At 59.8% G+C, this 20,682-nt stretch carries 19 protein-coding genes; 6 read left to right on the top strand and 13 right to left on the bottom strand.

Features of this window, described 5'->3' with window-relative positions; all coding sequences use genetic code 11:
• Nucleotides 1-23: 23 nt before the first annotated feature.
• The 5 genes from ASE80_RS08765 to ASE80_RS08745 all read right to left on the bottom strand — a co-directional run bounded on the left by ASE80_RS08765 (nucleotide 24) and on the right by ASE80_RS08745 (nucleotide 4,176).
• Complete coding sequence (locus tag ASE80_RS08765) at nucleotides 24-770, bottom strand: YebC/PmpR family DNA-binding transcriptional regulator (RefSeq protein ID WP_017139810.1); 747 nt, start codon at nucleotides 768-770, stop codon at nucleotides 24-26.
• A 137-nt stretch (nucleotides 771-907) separates the two neighbouring features.
• Nucleotides 908-2,683, bottom strand: coding sequence for an aspartate--tRNA ligase (aspS, locus tag ASE80_RS08760; protein ID WP_056858570.1), 1,776 nt, complete (start codon nucleotides 2,681-2,683; stop codon nucleotides 908-910).
• A gap of 107 nt (nucleotides 2,684-2,790) precedes the next feature.
• Nucleotides 2,791-3,012 carry an FmdB family zinc ribbon protein gene (locus ASE80_RS08755; protein ID WP_017139808.1) on the bottom strand — a complete coding sequence of 74 codons (222 nt, stop codon included), beginning with the start codon at nucleotides 3,010-3,012 and terminating at the stop codon, nucleotides 2,791-2,793.
• Nucleotides 3,013-3,180: 168 nt separating this feature from the next.
• Nucleotides 3,181-3,522 carry a ribbon-helix-helix domain-containing protein gene (locus tag ASE80_RS08750; RefSeq protein ID WP_056858569.1) on the bottom strand — a complete coding sequence of 114 codons (342 nt, stop codon included), beginning with the start codon at nucleotides 3,520-3,522 and terminating at the stop codon, nucleotides 3,181-3,183.
• 180 nt (nucleotides 3,523-3,702) lie between these two features.
• Nucleotides 3,703-4,176 (bottom strand): Dps family protein, encoded by a 474-nt coding sequence (locus ASE80_RS08745; RefSeq protein WP_003193874.1) that lies wholly within the window; start codon nucleotides 4,174-4,176, stop codon nucleotides 3,703-3,705.
• A 411-nt stretch (nucleotides 4,177-4,587) separates the two neighbouring features.
• On the opposite strand from ASE80_RS08745, the gene ASE80_RS31650 reads away from it, so the two are divergent.
• Nucleotides 4,588-5,190 carry a cold-shock protein gene (locus tag ASE80_RS31650; RefSeq protein ID WP_003193875.1) on the top strand — a complete coding sequence of 201 codons (603 nt, stop codon included), beginning with the start codon at nucleotides 4,588-4,590 and terminating at the stop codon, nucleotides 5,188-5,190.
• Between the two features lie 86 nt (nucleotides 5,191-5,276).
• Here the strand turns inward: ASE80_RS31650 and ASE80_RS08735 are convergent, their stop codons facing one another.
• Nucleotides 5,277-5,483, bottom strand: coding sequence for a SlyX family protein (locus ASE80_RS08735; RefSeq protein WP_017139805.1), 207 nt, complete (start codon nucleotides 5,481-5,483; stop codon nucleotides 5,277-5,279).
• Between the two features lie 3 nt (nucleotides 5,484-5,486).
• The gene (locus tag ASE80_RS08730) at nucleotides 5,487-5,912 is read right to left on the bottom strand and encodes an HIT domain-containing protein (RefSeq protein WP_056858568.1); all 426 of its coding nucleotides are present in this window, start codon (nucleotides 5,910-5,912) and stop codon (nucleotides 5,487-5,489) included.
• Nucleotides 5,913-6,653: 741 nt separating this feature from the next.
• On the opposite strand from ASE80_RS08730, the gene ASE80_RS08725 reads away from it, so the two are divergent.
• Complete coding sequence (locus ASE80_RS08725) at nucleotides 6,654-7,925, top strand: OprD family porin (RefSeq protein ID WP_056858567.1); 1,272 nt, start codon at nucleotides 6,654-6,656, stop codon at nucleotides 7,923-7,925.
• A 192-nt stretch (nucleotides 7,926-8,117) separates the two neighbouring features.
• Here the strand turns inward: ASE80_RS08725 and ASE80_RS08720 are convergent, their stop codons facing one another.
• Together ASE80_RS08720 and ASE80_RS08715 are read right to left on the bottom strand one after the other, a co-directional pair.
• On the bottom strand, nucleotides 8,118-8,960 hold the full coding sequence (locus ASE80_RS08720) for a mechanosensitive ion channel family protein (RefSeq protein ID WP_056858566.1): 843 nt from the start codon (nucleotides 8,958-8,960) through the stop codon (nucleotides 8,118-8,120).
• Between the two features lie 136 nt (nucleotides 8,961-9,096).
• Nucleotides 9,097-9,582 carry a YajQ family cyclic di-GMP-binding protein gene (locus tag ASE80_RS08715; RefSeq protein WP_003209785.1) on the bottom strand — a complete coding sequence of 162 codons (486 nt, stop codon included), beginning with the start codon at nucleotides 9,580-9,582 and terminating at the stop codon, nucleotides 9,097-9,099.
• 123 nt (nucleotides 9,583-9,705) lie between these two features.
• Between ASE80_RS08715 and ASE80_RS08710 the strand changes: the two genes are divergently transcribed.
• From ASE80_RS08710 to ASE80_RS08700, 3 genes are read left to right on the top strand one after another with little or no spacing between them, the layout of a single operon-like run.
• The gene (locus ASE80_RS08710; protein ID WP_056858565.1) at nucleotides 9,706-10,623 is read left to right on the top strand and encodes a putative 2-dehydropantoate 2-reductase; all 918 of its coding nucleotides are present in this window, start codon (nucleotides 9,706-9,708) and stop codon (nucleotides 10,621-10,623) included.
• 46 nt (nucleotides 10,624-10,669) lie between these two features.
• Complete coding sequence (locus ASE80_RS08705; protein ID WP_056858564.1) at nucleotides 10,670-12,706, top strand: sensor histidine kinase; 2,037 nt, start codon at nucleotides 10,670-10,672, stop codon at nucleotides 12,704-12,706.
• Between the two features lie 2 nt (nucleotides 12,707-12,708).
• On the top strand, nucleotides 12,709-13,287 hold the full coding sequence (locus ASE80_RS08700) for a cob(I)yrinic acid a,c-diamide adenosyltransferase (protein ID WP_056858563.1): 579 nt from the start codon (nucleotides 12,709-12,711) through the stop codon (nucleotides 13,285-13,287).
• Between the two features lie 108 nt (nucleotides 13,288-13,395).
• On the opposite strand, the gene ASE80_RS08695 is transcribed toward ASE80_RS08700, so the two are convergent.
• The 3 genes from ASE80_RS08695 to secA all read right to left on the bottom strand — a co-directional run bounded on the left by ASE80_RS08695 (nucleotide 13,396) and on the right by secA (nucleotide 18,437).
• Nucleotides 13,396-14,340, bottom strand: a complete 945-nt coding sequence (locus ASE80_RS08695) for a Nudix family hydrolase (RefSeq protein ID WP_056858651.1) — start codon at nucleotides 14,338-14,340, stop codon at nucleotides 13,396-13,398.
• A 19-nt stretch (nucleotides 14,341-14,359) separates the two neighbouring features.
• Nucleotides 14,360-15,577, bottom strand: a complete 1,218-nt coding sequence (gene argJ / locus ASE80_RS08690; RefSeq protein WP_056858562.1) for a bifunctional glutamate N-acetyltransferase/amino-acid acetyltransferase ArgJ — start codon at nucleotides 15,575-15,577, stop codon at nucleotides 14,360-14,362.
• 124 nt (nucleotides 15,578-15,701) lie between these two features.
• Nucleotides 15,702-18,437, bottom strand: a complete 2,736-nt coding sequence (gene secA / locus ASE80_RS08685; protein ID WP_056858561.1) for a preprotein translocase subunit SecA — start codon at nucleotides 18,435-18,437, stop codon at nucleotides 15,702-15,704.
• Nucleotides 18,438-18,742: 305 nt separating this feature from the next.
• Here secA and ASE80_RS08680 point away from each other — a divergent pair, with 305 nt between their 5' ends.
• Nucleotides 18,743-19,198, top strand: a complete 456-nt coding sequence (locus tag ASE80_RS08680) for a DUF721 domain-containing protein (protein WP_056858560.1) — start codon at nucleotides 18,743-18,745, stop codon at nucleotides 19,196-19,198.
• 4 nt (nucleotides 19,199-19,202) lie between these two features.
• On the opposite strand, the gene ASE80_RS08675 is transcribed toward ASE80_RS08680, so the two are convergent.
• A complete protein-coding gene (locus ASE80_RS08675) occupies nucleotides 19,203-20,681 on the bottom strand; it encodes a helicase HerA-like domain-containing protein (RefSeq protein ID WP_056858559.1) in 1,479 nt (492 codons plus the stop codon).
• Nucleotide 20,682 lies beyond the last annotated feature (1 nt).

The raw sequence follows: 20,682 nt of genomic DNA, 5'->3' as shown, positions 1-20,682 counted from the left end.
CCCACAGGAGATTTTCATGGTGCTCAGGTGAGTTGTTCGGCTACGGATTCCGGGATGTCGGCGTTCGAGTAGACGTTCTGCACATCATCCAGGTCTTCGAGCATATCCAGCATCTTCAGCACTTTCTGCGCGCCGTCCAGGTCCAGCTCGGCGCTGGTGGTCGGCAGCATCACGATTTCTGCGTCGGTGCCTTTGAAACCAGCCGCTTCCAGGGCGTTACGCACGGCGTAGAAGCCTGCGAACGAGGTGAACACATCGATGGAGCCGTCTTCGTTGGTCACCACATCGTCGGCGTCTGCCTCCATGGCCGCTTCCATCAAGGCGTCTTCATCGGTGCCGGGGGCGAACGTGATCTGCCCCTTGCGCTCGAACAGGTAAGCCACCGAGCCGTCGGTGCCCAGGTTGCCACCGCATTTGCTGAAGGCATGGCGCACGGCGGCTGCGGTGCGGTTGCGGTTGTCGGTCATGCACTCGACCATCACCGCCACGCCGCCTGGGCCGTAACCTTCGTAGCTCAGCTCGACCATATCGTCGGTATCGGCAGCGCCGGCACCACGGGCCACGGCGCGATCAATGATGTCGCGGCTCATGTTGGCGCCCAAGGCCTTGTCCAGCGCCAGGCGCAGACGCGGGTTGGAACCTGGGTCACCACCGCCTTGGCGGGCGGCGACGGTCAGTTCGCGAATCCACTTGGTGAAGATCTTGCCTTTCTTGGCATCCTGACGCTCTTTGCGGTGCTTGATGTTCGCCCACTTGGAATGGCCAGCCATAACACAACTCCGAAAATTCTCTAAAAACCTTATCAATCCCGCCCCAGGCAGGAATTCCCTCTTTTAAACGCAAAGGCGCATCCGAAGATGCGCCTTTTTGACTGCGTACAACTTTATAGCGCTTTCACGCCGCAGCCTTACTCAGCCTTCGGCGTCTCGCGCAGACGGATGTGCAGTTCGCGCAACGCCTTGGCATCCACCACGCCCGGTGCCTGGGTCATGACATCCGCAGCACTTTGGGTTTTCGGGAAGGCGATCACTTCACGGATCGACTGGGCGCCGGTCATCAGCATCACCAGACGGTCCAGGCCGAACGCCAAGCCACCGTGCGGCGGCGCGCCGTACTTCAGGGCGTCGAGCAGGAAGCCGAACTTCTCTTCCTGTTCCGCTTCGTTGATGCCCAACAGGCGGAACACCGCTTGCTGCATCTCTTTGCGGTGGATGCGGATCGAACCGCCACCCAGCTCGGTGCCGTTGAGCACCATGTCGTAGGCACGCGACAGCGCGCCCGCCGGGTTGGCTTCCAACTCTTCAGGCGAGCACTTCGGCGCGGTGAACGGGTGGTGCAAGGCGCTGAAGCTGCCGTCGTCGTTCTCTTCGAACATCGGGAAGTCGACGACCCACATCGGCGCCCACTTGCAGGTCAGCAGGTCCAGGTCGTGACCGAGCTTGATGCGCAGCGCGCCCAGGGCTTCGCTGACGATCTTGGCCTTGTCGGCACCGAAGAACACGATGTCGCCATCGACTGCGCCGACGCGGTCGAGGATCGCATTCAGGTTGTCCAGCGGGATGTTTTTCACAATCGGCGATTGCAGGCCGTCAACGCCATTGGCGCGCTCGTTGACCTTGATGTACGCCAGGCCCTTGGCACCGTAGATGCCGACGAACTTGGTGTAATCGTCGATCTGCTTGCGCGGCATGCTCGCGCCGCCAGGCACGCGCAGGGCGGCGATGCGGCACTTCGGGTCGTTGGCCGGGCCGCTGAACACCTTGAAGTCGACTTCCTTGAGCTGGTCGGCCACGTCCACCAGTTCCAGCGGGATACGCAGGTCTGGCTTGTCGGAACCGTAGCGGCGCATGGCTTCTTCGAAGGTCATGTGCGGGAATTCGCCAAATTCCAGGTCCAGCACTTCCTTGAACAGGTTGCGGATCATTTGCTCGGTCAGGCCCATGATCTCTTTTTCATCGAGGAAGCTGGTCTCGATGTCGATCTGGGTGAATTCCGGCTGGCGGTCAGCGCGCAGGTCTTCGTCGCGGAAGCACTTGGCGATCTGGTAATAGCGGTCGAAGCCGGCGACCATCAGCAGTTGCTTGAACAGCTGCGGCGATTGCGGCAATGCGAAGAAGGAACCGGCGTGGGTACGGCTCGGCACCAGGTAGTCACGCGCACCTTCCGGGGTGGCCCGGGTCAGGATCGGCGTTTCGACGTCGAGGAAGCCGTTTTCGTCGAGGAAGCGGCGAATGCTGGTGGTCATGCGCGAACGCAGGCGCAGCTTCTCGGCCATTTCCGGACGACGCAGGTCCAGGAAGCGGTAGCGCAGGCGGGTTTCTTCGCCCACGTCGGAGTATTCGTTGAGTGGGAACGGCGGGGTTTCCGACTCGTTCAGCACTTCCAGCTCATAGCCCAGCACTTCGATGGCGCCGGAGGCCATGTTGGCGTTTACAGCACCGGCCGGGCGCAGGCGCACCTTGCCGGTGATTTTAACGACGTATTCGCTGCGCACGCGGTCGGCGGCGGCGAAGCTCTCGGCGCGGTCCGGGTCGAACACCACTTGGGCCAGACCATCACGATCACGGATATCGAGGAAGATCACCCCGCCGTGGTCGCGGCGACGGTGAACCCATCCGCAAAGGGTGATTTCCTGACCATCCAGGGTCTCGTTCAGTTGGCCGCAATAGTGGCTGCGCATCATGGTAGTGGTTTCACTTCTCGTAATTCGAAATTCGGTGGAGGCTCGCCTTGTCACCGTACAGTTAAGCAGGGGACGGATAATGCAGGAGCCTGCGCGTAGAGTTCAACTCAGTCTGCTTTGTCGCCGCCCGCCAGATTCTTCTTGGCGCCGGTCTTGAAGTCGGTCTCATACCAGCCGCCGCCGCTCAGGCGGAAGCCCGGCATGGACAACATCTTCTTCAGCTCAGGTGCCTGGCAGGCAGGGCAATCGACCAGCGGCGCAGCGCTGATCTTCTGAATGGCTTCCAACTGATGACCACAGGAAGCACATTGATAATCGTACATGGGCATGGAGATGTCTCGGCGATCAGATCGTAACTGCGCCACGCCCACCCTGTGGATAAGCCAGGGGCGCGCAGCAAAGCGCGGGATTATATCTGGTAAATCGACACAGCGCAGCCGGCTTTCTGCCCGAAGCCTGGCCCGCCTTGACGGTGGGCCCGCTTCGCAACCGGCGGATTAATCCAGGCCCGTGGCGCTGACACGATCTTTTAATACATGGACCACGCACACCACCCGTACCAACCCGCTGAAGTTCTTCACTCCCCCGTAACGCAAATGCACTTCCCGATCGACGTACGACAGCAACGCGCTGACTGAACAGGCATTGATCCTGGCTATCTCCGTGAGGATATTCCAATAGATCTGCTCAAGACGCAGGCAGGTGGAAAACCCATTGAGCCTGACCGACCGGGACAATGGCTTGGCCAGTCCCATGTCGAACCCTTTGGCAAAGGGGTCGACCTTTATCCTGTGAAAACCGGCGGTTTCCATCACTCCATTACCCACTCCGCGTGACATACACCTGACACTCCATTGCCAAACAGCAGCCCATGGGTTTCTCCCATTGGGCAGTGGGCCTATAAAACAGCAGGGCGAGAGGGGCAGCCAGAAGACGCGGATTGGAAAGTTGTAGGACAACGCCAGGAAATGCGGAGAAACAAGCGAGCGGCGCCAGGAAGGCGCCGCTCAGGGGGGCTTTTACTGGTTTTCAAGCAAGGAACGCAGCATCCACGCAGTTTTCTCGTGAACCTGCATGCGCTGGGTCAACAGGTCGGCGGTCGGCTCGTCGCTGACCTTGTCGAGCAATGGGAAAATACCGCGCGCGGTGCGGGTGACGGCTTCCTGGCCGGCCACCAGTTGCTTGATCATCTCTTCGGCGCTGGGCACGCCCTCTTCTTCCTTGATCGAAGACAGCCGGGCATAGATCGAATAGGCGCCCGGCGCCGGGAAGCCCAGGGCACGGATACGCTCGGCAATGGAGTCCACCGCCAGTGCGAGTTCGTTGTACTGCTCCTCGAACATCAAGTGCAGCGTACGAAACATGGGGCCCGTGACGTTCCAGTGGAAGTTGTGGGTTTTCAAATACAGTACATAGGTATCGGACAGCAGCCGTGAAAGCCCATCGACGATGGATTTACGGTCTTCTTCACTGATACCAATATCGATTGCCATGTTTTTCCCCTTCAATTGACGAACATTCATTGATCAGGTGCAGGACCACTCTAGCAAGAGTGCCAGCGGTGTGCAGCCCGGCACTGGCCGGGTGAGATGCGGCAAATTGCCCCGCTCGGCCGACAAGCCTGTGCAGAGCGAGAACGCCTCAAAATGTCGCGCAAAACAGCCGCACCCGTCTAGGACAAGTGTTTTACGCAGAAATGCTATTGCCCTTGCAACGCCCCGAAATGCTTGATTTGAGTAGGCACAGCCTTTGCTGTTAAATAGGCGGCGTGTGGTTACCGTTCATTTCTGCGGTACGCCACATAGGCTGATACCCGCGCACGTGCCCAACGCCTCCCATTGTTCAGAAGCGAACCGTGCCAGTCAGCTCTTCCTTGTGATCCGTCTTAACGTGAGTTAATCAAAATGTTGAAAATCGTCCACCTCCTGACGGGCGTTGCAGCGTTGCTGCTGTCCTTTATTCCGAGTCTGCAGCCTGAAAGCCTGCCGTACCTGGAACAACACGACGCCCTGTACCTGGCCTTGTTCGGCCTTCTTAACCTGACGCTCGCACCGGTAATCCCTTACTGGAACAAAGGCACGCGTCATCAACTGCAAAACCTGGTCAGCGCGCTGCTGGTACTGACCGTTGTCGTGCAAACCCTCACCCTCCTGGCACCTATGCCTGAAGTGGGCGGCCACCCGGCCATCCTGCTCAGCCTGGTGATTGCTGTGGTCGCCATCGTTCTTCACCTGGCCATCAGCTTCTACCGTTCGTCGCCTGCCGCGGCGTCGCAAAACTACGACATGACCAACCGGGATACCGGGACCGTCAAGTGGTTCAACACGTCCAAAGGCTTCGGCTTTATTTCCCGCGATTCGGGCGACGATATCTTCGTCCACTTCCGGGCCATCCGTGGCGAAGGCCATCGCGTTCTGGTCGAAGGCCAGCGCGTGGAGTTCTCCGTCATGAACCGCGACAAAGGCCTGCAAGCCGAAGACGTGATTGCGGCCCTGCCGCGTCGCTGATTCCTACCCGCAGCGCATAAAAAAAACCGCGATCCGGCTGAGCTGGATCGCGGTTTTTTTATGGGCGGCCATTAATGCCGCAGCTATCAATAATGTGGCGGCGGAGCTTCTTCTTCGGAGGTCTCGAACTGCCCGCCCATTTCTTCCTGGCGCTTGAGCAGCGCCGTCATCTGCATTTGCAGGCGTTCAACCGCACGCTGCTGGGTGACCAGGATGTCATTGAGGGTCTCGATGGTGTCGTCCTGGAAGGCCAGGCGGCTTTCCAGATCGGTAACGCGGTCTTGCAGGTCCATGATTCAGTCCTGGGTAAAGATGAAGTCGGCAGGTAACAACCCGCGCAATTGGCTGCGAATCGCCGCCACTTGCTCATCGGTATAAGGCCGTGCCGGGTGTTTGCCCCAGACCGGTGCCGGCCAGGCCGCATCGTCACGCTTGCGCACAATCACATGCACGTGCAACTGGCTGACCACATTACCCAGCGCACCGATGTTCATTTTGTCGGCGGCCAGCCCTTCATTGAGCAACTGCGCCAGGGTGGTCGTCTCTTGCCACAACCGGTGTTGATCGGCGACATCCAGTTGAAACACTTCGCTGATACCGTCGATGCGCGGCACCAGGATGAACCACGGGTAGTTGGCGTCGTTGGACAGCAGCAGGCGGCAGAGCGGGAAGTCCCCAATGGCCAGTGTGTCTTGTTGCAGGCGTTGGTCTAAGGCGAACACGCGGCACTCCGTTCGGCAGGTCAATTTCAGGTGCCCAGCATACCTTCGAATGCCCAAGGCTTCACGGCGAATGCGGGAGCGTTGAGGCCACAGGGTGAAAAAAGCACGCACCCTTTCGAGGCAGGCAAATATTTGAGCTACGCTAAATCGGGCCTCAGGGGGATGCACCAAAATGACCCACCCGTGCCTCAAAGGGATCCGCCAATTACCCACTCAAGGGGTGAACCGGTAACGCTTTGCCCTGGTACAGTTTTTTTGTACCTCCCAAAAGGTGTTTCGGCGGGGCGTCAAGCCCAAACCAAACGACGTAAAAAGCCCGTGCTTATGCGGTTTTTACACGGCCGTAACGTTTTTCACGAAAAAATGACATTCGGTTACCGCTTTGTGCACGCTTGTTGCATTCACACCCGTATCGTCGGCAACGGCACCCGTTTGGATACGGGTGTTACGCGATAAGAACAGTAGCGTTCAGGTGCATTTCAAGGATGAGTTCAAACTTCGCAAGGGGTAGGAATACGGCACTTTAGTTGTCAGCCTGGTGACACTCAGGCTGTGAATTTGCGACAGGGAAATAGCAATTTACGACAGCCTCGTAAAGAAGCTGAAAGGATAGATGAGTAAGTATCGTCAATAGGGTCTGCGTGATATAACTTTGCGCCGACACAAAAAAGAAAGAGCCGCCCAGATAAAAATACAGGTGGGACGGCAGTACTCTTCCTAAAACCAAAGGAGCAAATCACGATGCGCGTGATGAAGTGGAGCATGATCGCCCTGGCTGTATCAGCAGGCACCTCGCAGTTCGCAATGGCGTCCGCCCAGGACGACTCCAAGGGCTTTGTTGAAGACAGCACTTTCAGCATCAATACCCGTTTGCTGAACTTCCGTCGGGACTTCCGTAATAACGATACCGGCAAGAGCTACACCAATGAAACCGGCCTGGGCTTCAACGGTCTGTTCCAGTCTGGCTACACCCAAGGCACCATCGGCGTCGGTGTTGACGTGATCGGCCTGCTGGGCGTGAAACTGGACAGCGGCAAGGGTCGCTCGGGCACTGGCCTGTTCCCTACCGGTGCCGACGGTCGCTCGCAAGACGACTACTCCAAAGGCGGCGGCGCGGTTAAATTCCGCATCTCCGACACTGTGCTTAAAGTCGGCGACCAGTACACCACCGCGCCGGTATTCGCTTCCGACGACAGCCGCTTGCTGCCAGAGCTGCCGCAAGGTATCTCGATCACCAGCAACGAGATCAAGGGCCTGAAACTCGAAGGCGGTCACTTCACCTCGAGCGTGGCACAAGCACAGACATACCGTGACAGCCTGGGCCTGACCAAAACCGACTTTATCGGTGGTGTCTATGCCCTGACGCCGGAAGTCAGCGCCAGCCTCTACTACGCGAAGACCGAAGACTACTGGAAGAAAACCTACGCCAACCTGAACTGGACTCACGCGCTGAGCAACGAACAGTCCCTGGCCGTTGACTTCAACATCTACAGCACCAAAAGCGACGGCGCCGGCCTGCAGCGCGCAGAAAAAGACAACACCACCAAACTGGATAACCGTGCGTACAGCTTGCAAGGCGCGTACACCATCCAGGCTCACACGTTTACCCTGGCCTACCAGAAAGTCAGCGGTGACGGTGACTACGGCTACGGCGTAGACGGCGGCGGCACGATTTTCCTGGCCAACTCCATCGCCCGTTCCGACTTCAACGCTGAAGACGAAAAATCCTGGCAAGCTCGCTACGACCTGAACATGGCCACTTTCGGCGTGCCAGGCCTGAGCTTCATGACTCGTTATGTCAGCGGTAGCGGCGCCAACACTGGCACCACTTCGAACGGCAAAGAGTGGGAACGCGACATCGAAGCCAAGTACGTGGTTCAGAGCGGCCCGGCAAAAGACCTGAGCCTGCGCGTTCGTCAAGCGACCTATCGTTCGTCTGATGGCGTGTACTACGGTTCGGCGTCGATCGACGAACTGCGTCTGATCGCGCAATACCCGCTGAACATCTTGTAATTAGCTGTTTAATTACAACGATGACTTAAGGCGTAAGCCTTAACTAAAAAGCCGCTCCCCTGTTTTGCAAGGGAGCGGCTTTTTTATTTCAGATTTATTACACAAGAAAAAATAACTAGCAAGCTAAGTAACTATACTGGCCTTACGCATCGAACTTGACCTATCGGCCAAGTTCGACAACCTGCCGCTTAGTTATTTGGCAAGCGGTTCTTGCATCACGCGAATAACTCGCTGTGGAAACGGAATATCAATACCCGCCCCTTTCAAACGATCGCGCGCCAGTTCATTGAGCATAAACACTACATCCCAATAATCCGGGGTATTGGTCCAGCAACGCAGGGAAACAGTGATCGAACTGTCACCCAGGGTCGACACCACGGCCGCAGGCGCCGGGTCAGCCAGTACGCGTGGGTCTTTGGCCAGCTCCAGCAGCACTTCACGGGCTTTCTGCAGGTCGGCCTCGTAGTCGACACCCACATCAAACACCACTTTGCGGGTCGGCTGACGGTTGGTGTTGGTGATGATGCCGTTGGACAGGATGCCGTTGGGCACGATCACAGTCTTGTTGTCGCCCGTACGCAGCACGGTGTGGAAGATCTGGATGCTGTCGACAGTCCCGGACGTGCCCTGCGCTTCAATCCAGTCACCAATGCGGAAGGGGCGGAACAGCAGAATCAGCACGCCACCGGCGAAGTTCGCCAGGCTGCCCTGCAACGCCAAACCGATGGCCAGGGTAGCGGCACCGATCGCGGCGACAAACGAGGTGGTGGCCACGCCGATCATCGAGGCCACGCTGACAACCAGCATGACTTTCAGCGCAATGTTCGCAAGGCTGGTGATGAAATGCTGCAACGCCAGGTCTGCGTTACGGATGGCCAGCAAGCGCCCCACGCGGTGGGTCAATACGTTGATCAGCCACCAGCCGATGGCCAGGGTGATTACCGCCAGCAACACGCGGCTGCCGTATTCCATGATCATGGGGATCCAGGACTGCGAGGTCTTGATCAGGTGATCCATTTCAGCGTTTAAATCCATCTATCTTCTCCTGTTGCGCGGATGTGCGGCTTAATTGACTGCCTTAAAACGCAAATGAGCCCCGAAGGGCTCAAGTGTAGGCACTGTTTCCGGGGCGTGGGACGTTAAAAACGCTCACAGGTTCCCCAATGTGCCATCAGTCGCGGAAGTTATTGAACTGCAGCGGCATGTCGAAGGTCTTGGCGCGCAGGGCGGCGATGGCTTCTTGCAGGTCGTCCCGCTTCTTGCCGGTAATACGCACCTGCTCACCCTGAATGGCGGCCTGGACTTTCAACTTGGCGTCTTTGACGTGAGCGACGATCTTCTTCGCCAGCTCCTTGTCGATACCTTCCTTGAGCACGGCTTCCTGCTTCATCAGCTTGCCGGAGGCGTAGGCGTCCTTGATTTCAAGGCATTGCGCGTCGATCTTGCGCTTGACCAACGACAGCTTGAGGATCTCGATCATCGCTTCCAGCTGGAAATCGGCTTCAGCGGTCAGGTTGACGGTCAGTTCCTTTTCCTTGAACTCGAAGCTGCCCTTGCCCTTCAAGTCATAGCGACGGTCCAGTTCCTTGACGGCGTTTTCGACGGCGTTGGTGACTTCGTGTTTGTCCAGTTCGGATACCACGTCGAACGAAGGCATGTCATTTCTCCAATATAAGGGGCGGGCTCAGTAGAGATGGAGCGCGCCCAAGCTAAAATGCCGAGGCATTATAGCGGTTCTTTCGCACCATTCATCGCAGGCGACCCTACGGAGCACAAACTGATGTCGACCACCTGGCATATTCTCGGCGCCGGCAGCCTGGGCACCCTCTGGGCCACGCGATTGTCGCGCGCGGGCCTGCCCGTGCGGCTGATAGTGCGCGACGCAGCACGCCTGGCCAGCTATCACAAGGCGGGCGGCCTGACCCTGGTGGAACACGGCATAGAAAATACTTACCCGGTGATCGGCGAAACACCCGACAGCCCCGCGCCGATTCATCGCCTGCTGGTGGCGTGCAAAGCCTACGACGCCCAAAGCGCCATCGCACAGCTGCAACACCGGTTGGTACCGGACGCTGAATTGATCCTGCTGCAAAACGGCCTTGGCAGCCAGGATGCGGTGGCCGCGCAATTGCCCCAGGCCCGCTGTCTCTTTGCCTCCAGCACCGAAGGCGCGTTTCGCGACGGCGATTGGCGCGTGGTCTTCGCCGGCCACGGCTACACCTGGCTGGGTGACGCGCGCCACCCCACTCCCCCACTGTGGCTGGACGACCTGCACGCCGCCGGCATTCCCCATGAATGGAGCACCGACATCCTGACGCGCTTGTGGCGCAAGCTGGCGCTCAATTGCGCGATCAACCCCTTAACGGTGCTTTACCAGTGCCGCAATGGCGGCCTGCAAGCCCACCAGTGCGAAGTCGCGACCTTGTGCGCCGAACTGAGCGAGTTGCTCGAATGCTGCGGCCAACCCGCCGCCGCCCAGGACCTGCACACTGAAGTGGAACGGGTGATCCAGGCCACCGCGGCCAATTATTCGTCCATGTATCAGGACGTAGCCGCCGGCCGCCGCACCGAAATCAGCTACCTGCTCGGTTATGCGTGCCAGGCCGCAGCGCGCCATCAATTGGGACTGCCGCATCTGCAACAGTTGCAGGCGCGCCTGGTCGACTACTTGCACGCACGCGGATTGGCCAGCGACTGAGGCACGCGCTACCCTGCCTACCTGTCTATCACCTGGAAAAAACCTGATGCCACTGCGCCAGCGTCTTGAAAACCTACCGGTAGGGCAGAAACTGCTGGCCGCCCTGCTGGTGCTGTTGACCACCGTATTGCTGGTGGCCAACCTGACGTTTATCAGCGCCGCCTATTGGATCTCCCAGGAAAGCATGGCGCCCCAGGCGTTGCAGGCCATCGGACGATTGGTGTCCAACCCGTCGCTGGCCGCCGAAGCCCTCGAATCCCCGGCCAAGGCCGACGCCCTGCTTAATGAGCTGACCAGCTATTCGCCCTTGCGCGCCGCCGCGCTGTACGACGGCGAAGGCACCTTGCTGGCGCAGATGCAGCACGGCAACCGCCTGCACCTGCCGGAAAACTACCGGCATATCGAAGCCTGGCGCCTTACCGAATTTCGCAGCAACCAGGTCATCACCCTGCCCCGCACCGGCCAGCCATCCGGGCATCTGCTGTTGGTGGCCAGCAGTGAGTTGCCGGTGGCGTTCTATACCGGCACATTGACCGCCAGCCTCGGCATCCTGATTTTCAGCGTATTGCTGTGGCTGGTCATCGCCCGCCAGATCAAGCGCCTGATCACCCGCCCGATCCATGAGTTGGAAGAACTGTCACGCCAGGTGACGCGCGAAGAGAACTACGCCCTGCGTGCCGGGCGCGGCAACCATGATGAAATCGGCAGCCTGGCCGAAGCCTTCAACACCATGTTGTCGCGCATCGAAGCCCGCGAGCAGCAGCTCAAACGTGCGCGAGACGACTCTCAGGCCGCCTACGACCAAGCCCAGGGCCTGGCCGAAGAAACACGCCACACCAACCGCAAGCTGGAACTGGAAGTGCAGGTGCGCAGCAAGATCGAGAAAAAGCTCACCGGCTTCCAGAACTACCTCAACAGCATCATCGACTCGATGCCGTCGGCGCTGATCGCCCTGGATGAACAGCTTTACGTCACCCAATGGAATCAGGAAGCCACGGCGCTTTCCGGCACGCGCCTGGATGAAGCGCTGAACCAGCCGATCTTCCTCGCCTTCCAGCCGCTCAAACCGTACCTGCCGCAGATAAAAGCCACGGTGGAGCAGCACACGGTGGAGCGCATTGAGCGTGTCACCTGGATCAAGGATGACGAACCCAAGCATTACGCCCTGACCTTCTACCCGTTGATGGGCGGTGCCGGGCGCGGCGTGGTGATCCGTATCGACGACATCACCCAGCGTTTGTCCCTGGAAGAAATGATGGTGCAGTCGGAAAAAATGCTCTCCGTGGGCGGCCTGGCTGCGGGCATGGCCCATGAAATCAACAACCCGCTGGGGGCGATCCTGCATAACGTGCAGAACATTCGCCGGCGCCTGTCTCCCGACCTGCCGAAGAACCTGGAACACGCCGAACAGGCCGGTATCGAGCTGGAGACGGTCAACCATTACCTGCAAAGCCGCGAAGTCCCGCAGTTGCTCGATGGCATCCAGCAAGCCGGCGCGCGGGCGGCGAAAATCGTCACCCATATGCTCAGTTTCAGCCGCCGCAGCAACCGCCAGATGGCGCCTTGCGATTTGCCGGCACTGATCGACCAGGCCGTGGAAATTGCCGGTAACGACTTCGACCTGACCATCGGCTTCGACTTCAAGGGCCAGGCGATCATCCGCCAGTTCGACCCCCAACTGGGCCCGGTGCCCGGCACTGCCAACGAGCTGGAACAGGTGCTGCTCAACCTGCTGAAAAACGCCGCGCAAGCCATTCACCTGCGTGAAAACGACAGCGAGCCGGGGCGCATCATCCTGCGCACCCGCCTCAATCCGCCGTGGGCGGAAATCCAGGTGGAAGACAACGGCATCGGCATGAGCGAGAACGTGCGCAAACGCACGTTCGAGCCATTCTTTACCACCAAGGAAATCGGCCAAGGCACCGGGCTTGGGCTGTCGGTGTCGTACTTCATCATTACCAACAACCATAAAGGCCAGATGGAAGTGCATTCCACCCTCGGCCAGGGCACCTGCTTTACCCTGCGCCTGCCGTTGGCCGGCAGCCAGATGCCCCCCTATGAACTGACTCAACTGGAGCAATGACCATGGGCTTTCGCCTGTCGAAGATCTACACCCGCACCGGCGACAAGGGCGAGACGGGCCTGGGTGACGGCCGTCGCGTACCCAAGGACCACCCTCGCGTGGAGGCGATTGGCGAGGTGGATACGCTCAACAGCCAGTTGGGCTTGCTGCTGGCCAACCTTGAAGAACAGAGCGGCAAGCACCCGCAGCTCAACGAGATCATCGAGGTGCTTACGCCGTGCCAGCACCGCTTGTTCGATTTGGGCGGTGAGTTGGCGATGCCCGTGTACAAAGCGTTGAATGCCGCAGAAGTCGACCGGCTGGAAGCGGCGATTGATCGTTGGAACGAGGAAGTCGGGCCGCTGGAGAACTTCATCCTGCCCGGTGGTTCAGCGCTGATTGCCCAGGCCCATGTGTGCCGCAGCCTGGCACGCAGTGCCGAGCGACGGTGTCAGCAGTTGAATGCGATGGAGCCGTTGGAAGGCGTGGGGCTTGCGTACATCAATCGGTTGTCGGACGTGTTGTTTGTGGCGGCGCGGGTGATTGCCAAGCGCCAGGGTGTCGCGGAAGTGTTGTGGCAGGCGGCGGCGAAGCCCCACTAAGATCGTTCCCACGCTCTGCGTGGGAATGCAGCCCTGGACGCTCCGCGTCCCAAAGCGTGACGCGGAGCGTCACAAGAGGCATTCCCACGCAGAGCATGGGAACGATCATCAAACCTCAGGCCAGAACGCGCGAATGCCTGCCACGCCTTGAGCCCCGGCTGCCCAAGCCTGTTCCCGCTCAGCCGGCCCAAGCCCGCCCAGCAGAAACACCGGTTTGCTGAACCCACGGATCAACTCTACCGCCTGTTCCCAACCCAAAGGCTGGGCATCGGGATGAGTCTGGGTCGGCTGCACCGGCGACAGCGTGACAAAATCCACGTCCATCATCTCTGCCAGTGCCAGCTCTTCAGCGTTGTGGCAAGACGCCGCCAACCAGCGATCCTTCGGCAGCGGTCGACCTTTGCTCGCATACTTACGCAGTTGCGCCGAGGTCATGTGCCAGCCGGCGGCAGGGAAATCCCCGAGCCATTCGAACGGCCCTTTAAGCATCAGTTGCGCCTTGCCGGCACACAGGCCCACCGCGTCCACCGCCAGGTCACGGTATTTAGGGTCGTAACCGTTGGGCGCACGCAGTTGAACCAGCTTGATGCCACCGGCAATGGCTTTTTGAATGCCCCGCAGCAGTGTCGGCGTTTCCAGCTCACCCGGGGTAATCAGGTAGTCAGCGGGCAAACGGGCAGCTGCAACAATCGGCGCATTCGCCGCCGGAAACTCATAGTTGAGCAAATCCCGCGGCGCCACCCATTCCAATGGCTGCCCTTCGGCACCGTGGGGCTCGCCGGCAAATGCCGAGACTTCCCAGACATCCAGCAACACCTGCTTGTCCGGGTAGTCATGCTGCACCTTGATCAACGGGCGCGCCGTGGTGACCTGGATGCCCAGTTCTTCCTGCAATTCGCGGGACAACGCGGCAACAACCGACTCATCCGCCTCTACCTTGCCGCCGGGAAACTCCCAGAGGCCGCCTTGGTGCTGGGTGTCGGCACGGCGTGCCAGCAGGATCCTGCCGTCGACGCCACGGATCACCGCTGCTGCTACATGCACTCGTTTCACCACGCTTTCCTCTTGGCTGTCAGGTGCGGTATTCCGCGTTGATCTTCACGTACTCGTGGGACAGGTCGGTGGTCCAGATGGTTTCGCTGCACTCGCCGCGACCCAACTCGATGCGGATGGTGATTTCTTCCTGCTGCATCACCGCCGAGCCCTGGGCTTCGGTGTAGGTTTCGGCACGGGCGCCACGGCTGGCAATGCACACGTCGCCGAGGAAGACGTCGATTTTGCTGACGTCCAGGTCCGGCACACCGGCACGGCCGACGGCGGCGAGGATGCGGCCCCAGTTCGGGTCGGAAGCAAACAGTGCAGTCTTGATCAGCGGCGAGTGGGCCACGGTGTAACCGACATCCAGGCATTCCTGGTGATTGCCGCCACCATTGACTTCAACAGTGACGAACTTGGTTGCGCCTTCACCGTCACGCACGATGGCCTGGGCCACGTCCATGCACACTTCGAACACCGCCTGCTTCAATGCGGCGAACAGCGCGCCCTCGGTGGAGGTGATTTCCGGCAGGTTGGCCTGGCCGGTGGCGATCAGCATGCAGCAGTCGTTGGTCGAGGTATCGCCATCGATGGTGATGCGGTTGAACGACTTATTGGCGCCGTCGAGCATCAGGCGCTGCAGCACGTCGCGGGAGACTTTGGCGTCGGTGGCGATATAGCCGAGCATGGTGGCCATGTTCGGGCGGATCATGCCCGCGCCCTTGCTGATGCCGGTCACGGTGACGGTCACGCCGTCGTGTACAAACTGGCGGCTCGCGCCTTTTGGCAGGGTGTCGGTGGTCATGATGCCGGTGGCCGCAGCCGCCCAGTTATCCACAGACAGGTCATCCAGTGCGGCTTGCAGCGCGCCTTCGATTTTTTCCACCGGCAGCGGCTCACCGATCACGCCGGTGGAGTACGGCAGCACTTGGCTGGCATCCACGCCGGCCAACTGGGCCAGCTTGGCGCAGGTGCGCGCGGCGGCAACCAGGCCTGGCTCACCGGTACCGGCGTTGGCATTGCCGGTGTTGGTCAGCAGGTAACGGATCGAACCTGCCACGCGTTGCTTGGCCAGGATGACCGGTGCGGCGCAAAACGCGTTGAGCGTGAACACGCCCGCAACCGTCGAGCCTTCGGCACAGCGCATCACCACTACATCTTTGCGCCCCGGACGCTTGATGCCGGCCGAAGCGATACCGAGTTCAAAACCGGCGACCGGGTGCAAAGTGGGCAAAGGACCAAGACCAACAGCCATGAATGCGCTCCTTAAAGAATAGGTGATGTCTGTACCGTCGCGATCAACGGTGAAATTAATGGCAAAACGCCGCGACGGCAAAGGCCGGTCGCGGCGCAGGGTGTTGCAACGTCAGGCAAAAATCTTAGTTGATTTCGCCGTGGCAGTGTTTGAACTTCTTGCCCGAACCGCACCAGCACAGCTCGTTGCGGCCCAGCTTCTGGTCATTGCGGACCGGGGCTTGAGCCAAGGCCACATCGACCTCTTCGCCCAAGGCTTCCGGCGCTTCCAGACCCGGTGCTTCGTCATGCTGGAATTGCATGCGCGCAGCCAGTGCCTCGGCTTCCTGACGCAGGCGGGCTTCTTCCTCGATCGGGTCTTCGCGACGCACCTGAACGTGGGACAGCACGCGAATCGAATCGCGCTTGATCGAATCCAGCAGCTCGGAGAACAGCGTGAACGACTCGCGCTTGTACTCCTGCTTCGGGTTCTTCTGGGCGTAGCCACGCAGGTGGATACCGTGACGCAGGTGGTCCATGGTCGACAGGTGGTCTTTCCACAGGTCGTCCAGCACGCGCAGTACGATTTGTTTCTCGAAGGTGCGCAGTGCTTCGGCACTCGCCTGCTCTTCTTTCTCGTTGTACGCGGCCAAAAGCTCGGTCATCAGCTTCTCGCGCAGGGTTTCTTCGTACAGGTGGTCGTCTTCGTCCAGCCACTGCTGAACCGGCAAGTCCACACCGAAGTCGCTCTTCAACGCGGCTTCCAGGCCGGCAACATCCCACTGCTCAGGCAGGGACTGTGGCGGGATGTGGGCGCTGACGGTGGCGCTAAGCACGTCCTGACGGAAGTCAGCGATGGTTTCGCCAATGTTGTCGGCGGCCAGCAACGTGTTACGCATGTGATAAATCACTTTACGCTGTTCGTTGTTGACGTCATCGAACTCAAGCAGTTGCTTGCGAATGTCGAAGTTGCGGCCTTCAACCTTGCGCTGGGCCTTCTCGATGGCGTTGGTCACCATGCGATGCTCGATCGCTTCACCGGACTGCATGCCCAGGGCTTTCATGAAGTTCTTCACCCGGTCCGAGGCGAAGATACGCATCAGGCTGTCTTCCAGCGACAGGTAGAAGCGGCTCGAACCGGCGTCACCCTGACGGCCGGCACGACCACGCAGCTGGTTGTCGATACGGCGCGATTCGTGACGCTCGGAGGCGATTACCTGCAAACCACCGGACTCCAGCACCGCCTGATGGCGTTTCTGCCAGTCGGCCTTGATCTGGGCGATCTGCTCTGGGCTTGGGTTTTCCAGCGCTGCAACTTCCACTTCCCAGTTACCGCCCAACAGGATGTCGGTACCACGACCGGCCATGTTGGTGGCGATGGTCAGTGCGCCTGGGCGACCGGCCTGGGCGATGATCTCGGCTTCTTTTTCGTGGAACTTGGCGTTGAGAACCTTGTGCTCGATGCCTTCCTTGTTGAGCAGGTTGGACACGTGCTCGGAAGTTTCGATGGTGGCAGTACCCACCAGGATCGGACGCCCCTGGGCCATGCCGTCCTTGATGTCGTTGATGATTGCCGCGTACTTCTCTTCGGCCGTCAGGAACACCAGGTCGTTGAAATCTTTACGCGCCAGCGGCTTGTTCGGTGGAATCACCATCACGGCCAGGTTGTAGATCTGGTGGAACTCGAACGCTTCGGTGTCGGCTGTACCGGTCATGCCGGACAGTTTGTTGTACAGACGGAAGTAGTTCTGGAAGGTGGTGGAGGCCAACGTCTGGCTTTCGGCCTGGATGTTGAGCATTTCCTTGGCTTCGATGGCCTGGTGCAGGCCTTCGGACAGACGGCGACCCGGCATGGTACGGCCGGTGTGTTCGTCAACCAGTACGACCTGGCCGTCCTGGACAATGTATTCGACGTTGCGATGGAACAGCTTGTGGGCGCGCAGGCCGGCATACACGTGGGTCAACAGGCCCAGGTTGTGCGCCGAGTAGAGGCTTTCGCCCTCGGCCAGCTCGCCGATCTGGGTCAGCATCTCTTCGACAAACTGGTGGCCGGCTTCGTTGAGTTCGACCTGGCGGGTCTTCTCGTCGATGGTGAAGTGACCTTCTTTGGTCACCACGCCTTCCACTTCCTCAACGTGCTGCACCAGGCGCGGGATCAACTTGTTGATCTCGGTGTACAGGCGCGAGCTGTCTTCGGCCTGGCCGGAGATGATCAGCGGGGTACGTGCTTCGTCGATGAGGATGGAGTCGACTTCGTCGATCACGGCAAAGTTGAGTTCGCGCTGGAATTTTTCTTCCATGCTGAACGCCATGTTGTCGCGCAGGTAGTCGAAACCGAATTCGTTGTTGGTGCCGTAGGTGATGTCACACGCGTAGGCGGCGCGCTTTTCTTCCGGCGGCTGGAACGGCGTGACTACGCCGACGGTCAGGCCGAGGTATTCATACAGCGGGCGCATCCAGTTGGCATCCCGGCGGGCCAGGTAGTCGTTCACCGTCACAACGTGCACGCCCTTGCCGGACAGCGCGTTGAGGTAAACGCCCAGGGTTGCCACCAGGGTCTTGCCTTCACCGGTACGCATTTCGGCAATCATGCCTTCATGCAAGGTCATGCCGCCGATCAATTGCACGTCGAAGTGGCGCATGCCCATGACACGCTTACCGGCTTCACGGGCGACCGCAAAGGCTTCAGGCAACAGCTTGTCGAGGGTTTCACCTTTGGCTATGCGGGCCTTGAACTCTTGGGTCTTGGCGCGCAATTGCTCGTCCGACAGGGCAACCATCTGCTCTTCGAAGGCATTGACCAGCTGCACCGTCTTGAGCATGCGTTTGACTTCGCGCTCATTCTTGCTTCCAAAAAGTTTCTTTAACAAAGGCGCAAACATATCGGCAGGTTCTTCCACACATAGGGATGGAGGGCGCACCGTGAGTGGCCCGAGCAGCCCTCACGGCCGCATGCGAACGCGCATTCTACCCGGAATCGTGGGTGAGGAAAGTGGCGTTATTCCCCGATGCTGGCATGGCGCTGTGAGAGGGCCTGTTTAAAATAAGGGCTTTTGCTGGAACTTCAACCCATCAAGCGCAGAAGTTACCTATTGATTTCACTCGCATTGCCCTGCTATCGCTTTGCCTGGGGCCGCACAGGCGCTTTCTGCTAAGATGGCGGCTCTGTTACTTACGGTGTCTAAACATGGCGTTTCGCCCACTTACAGCCCGCGCGCCCAGCGTGTTGCTCCGCGAAGCCAAACCGTTGAAAGCCATCTTCGGCCACGCGCAACGCTTGGGCCATTTGCAACGCCTTGTAGAAAGCCAGCTGCAACCTGCCGCCCGCGAACATTGTCATGTGGCGTCGTGGCGCGAAGGCAATTTACTGTTAATTGTCACCGACGGGCATTGGGCCACCCGCCTGCGCTACCAGCAAAAACGCTTGCAGCGGCAATTAATGGCATTTGATGAGTTTGCCAGCCTGACCCGCATCCAGTTCAAGGTGCAGCCGCCCACCGTGCAGCAAGGCGCCGTAGGCCACACCATGGACCTGTCGCAGAATGCGGCCGAAACCATTCAAGCCACGGCCGACGGCATCAGCGATCCGGGCCTGCGCGCAGCGTTGGAGCGGTTGGCCGCCCACGCCAGGCCCAAGCCCTGAACCACTACTTGCGTTTACTGCCGCCCAGCAACGAGCCCAATAACCCACGCACCAACTGCCGTCCCATTTGATTGGCCGCCTGCTGCATGGCGGATTTGAGCGCCTTGCCCGCGGTAGTCCCCAGGAACGCTCCGGCCTTGTCGGTAAAGCTCGGCTCTTCGCCGGACGGCTTGGCCTCCTCGGTCGGGCCAAGCTCCTTGCGCGCCATCAGCACTTCATAGGCCGACTCACGGTCAATCGGCTTGTCGTAGCGCCCCAATAAAGGCGAACTGGCGATGATCGCTGCGCGTTCAGCCTCGGAAAGCGGCCCGATCCGCGATTGCGGCGGCGCCACCAGTACGCGCTGGACCACTTCCGGCGTGCCCTTTTCCTGCAACGCCCCCACCAGCGCCTCACCGGTGCCCAACTCGGTGAGCACCGACAAGGTATCGAACGCCGGGTTGGGGCGAAAACCATCCGCTACCGCACGCAAGGATTTCTGCTCTTTGGTGGTGAACGCCCGCAGGCCATGCTGGATACGCAGGCCCAGTTGCGCCAATACCGTGTCAGGCAAATCCCCCGGGGATTGAGTGACAAAGTACACGCCCACGCCCTTGGAACGAATCAACCGCACCACTTGCTCCAGGCGATCCTGCAATGCCTTGGGCGTATCGGCGAACAATAAATGCGCCTCGTCGAAAAACAGCGCCAGCAGCGGTTTGTCGGCATCGCCACGCTCAGGCAGTTGTTCGAACAACTCGGCCAACAGCCACAGCAGGAAGGTCGCATAGACCTTGGGCGCCTCATGCACCAAGCGGCTTACGTCCAACAGGTGAATGCGCCCGCGACCATCGCCGGCAGGCTGCAAGATATCTTCAAGTTGCAGGGCCGGCTCGCCGAACAAGGCTTCGGCGCCCTGCTGCTCGAGCACCGCCAAACGCCGCAACAGCGCCTGGCTGGAGCCGGTGGTCATCAGCGCCGCGTCGTCGCCCAGCAGTTCCGGGTGATAACGCAAGTGGTTGAGCAACGCCTTGAGGTCTTTGAGGTCCAGCAGCAGCAGGCCTTCACGGTCGGCCACCTTGAACGTCGCATAGAGTGCCGATTGCTGGCTGTCGGTGAGTTCCAGCAGGCTGCCAAGCAGCAACGGCCCCATTTCGCTGATGGTGGTGCGAAGCGGATGACCGGACTGCCCGTGGATATCCCACAGCGTTACCGGATAAGCCTTCGCCGTGTAATTAAGGAAGGGCATGCCAGCAATGCGCTCGGCCACCTTGCCTTGAGGGTTGGCCGCAGCGCCAAGGCCGCACAAGTCACCCTTGATATCAGCGGCAAACACGGCCACACCTGCGTCGCTGAAGGCTTCCGCCAAGCGCTGCAACGTGACGGTTTTACCTGTACCGGTGGCGCCGGCAATCAACCCGTGACGGTTGGCCAGGCGCATGGCCTGAGCGATGGGCTGGCCGTCCAGGCCGGCGCCGATAAGGAGTTGCGAGGAATCAGGCATT

This window comes from Pseudomonas sp. Leaf15, assembly GCF_001421425.1.
GTDB classification, from domain to species: domain Bacteria; phylum Pseudomonadota; class Gammaproteobacteria; order Pseudomonadales; family Pseudomonadaceae; genus Aquipseudomonas; species Aquipseudomonas salomonii.
This window is presented reverse-complemented; position numbering and strand designations above follow the sequence as displayed.

Coding starts and splice junctions, on each gene's coding strand:
- ASE80_RS08765 (WP_017139810.1), bottom strand. CDS start 770: ATGGCTGGCCATTCCAAGTGGGCGAACATCAAGCACCGCAAAGAGCGT.
- aspS (WP_056858570.1), bottom strand. CDS start 2,683: ATGATGCGCAGCCACTATTGCGGCCAACTGAACGAGACCCTGGATGGT.
- ASE80_RS08755 (WP_017139808.1), bottom strand. CDS start 3,012: ATGCCCATGTACGATTATCAATGTGCTTCCTGTGGTCATCAGTTGGAA.
- ASE80_RS08750 (WP_056858569.1), bottom strand. CDS start 3,522: ATGTCACGCGGAGTGGGTAATGGAGTGATGGAAACCGCCGGTTTTCAC.
- ASE80_RS08745 (WP_003193874.1), bottom strand. CDS start 4,176: ATGGCAATCGATATTGGTATCAGTGAAGAAGACCGTAAATCCATCGTC.
- ASE80_RS31650 (WP_003193875.1), top strand. CDS start 4,588: ATGTTGAAAATCGTCCACCTCCTGACGGGCGTTGCAGCGTTGCTGCTG.
- ASE80_RS08735 (WP_017139805.1), bottom strand. CDS start 5,483: ATGGACCTGCAAGACCGCGTTACCGATCTGGAAAGCCGCCTGGCCTTC.
- ASE80_RS08725 (WP_056858567.1), top strand. CDS start 6,654: ATGCGCGTGATGAAGTGGAGCATGATCGCCCTGGCTGTATCAGCAGGC.
- ASE80_RS08720 (WP_056858566.1), bottom strand. CDS start 8,960: ATGGATTTAAACGCTGAAATGGATCACCTGATCAAGACCTCGCAGTCC.
- ASE80_RS08715 (WP_003209785.1), bottom strand. CDS start 9,582: ATGCCTTCGTTCGACGTGGTATCCGAACTGGACAAACACGAAGTCACC.
- ASE80_RS08710 (WP_056858565.1), top strand. CDS start 9,706: ATGTCGACCACCTGGCATATTCTCGGCGCCGGCAGCCTGGGCACCCTC.
- ASE80_RS08705 (WP_056858564.1), top strand. CDS start 10,670: ATGCCACTGCGCCAGCGTCTTGAAAACCTACCGGTAGGGCAGAAACTG.
- ASE80_RS08700 (WP_056858563.1), top strand. CDS start 12,709: ATGGGCTTTCGCCTGTCGAAGATCTACACCCGCACCGGCGACAAGGGC.
- argJ (WP_056858562.1), bottom strand. CDS start 15,577: ATGGCTGTTGGTCTTGGTCCTTTGCCCACTTTGCACCCGGTCGCCGGT.
- secA (WP_056858561.1), bottom strand. CDS start 18,437: ATGTTTGCGCCTTTGTTAAAGAAACTTTTTGGAAGCAAGAATGAGCGC.
- ASE80_RS08680 (WP_056858560.1), top strand. CDS start 18,743: ATGGCGTTTCGCCCACTTACAGCCCGCGCGCCCAGCGTGTTGCTCCGC.
- ASE80_RS08675 (WP_056858559.1), bottom strand. CDS start 20,681: ATGCCTGATTCCTCGCAACTCCTTATCGGCGCCGGCCTGGACGGCCAG.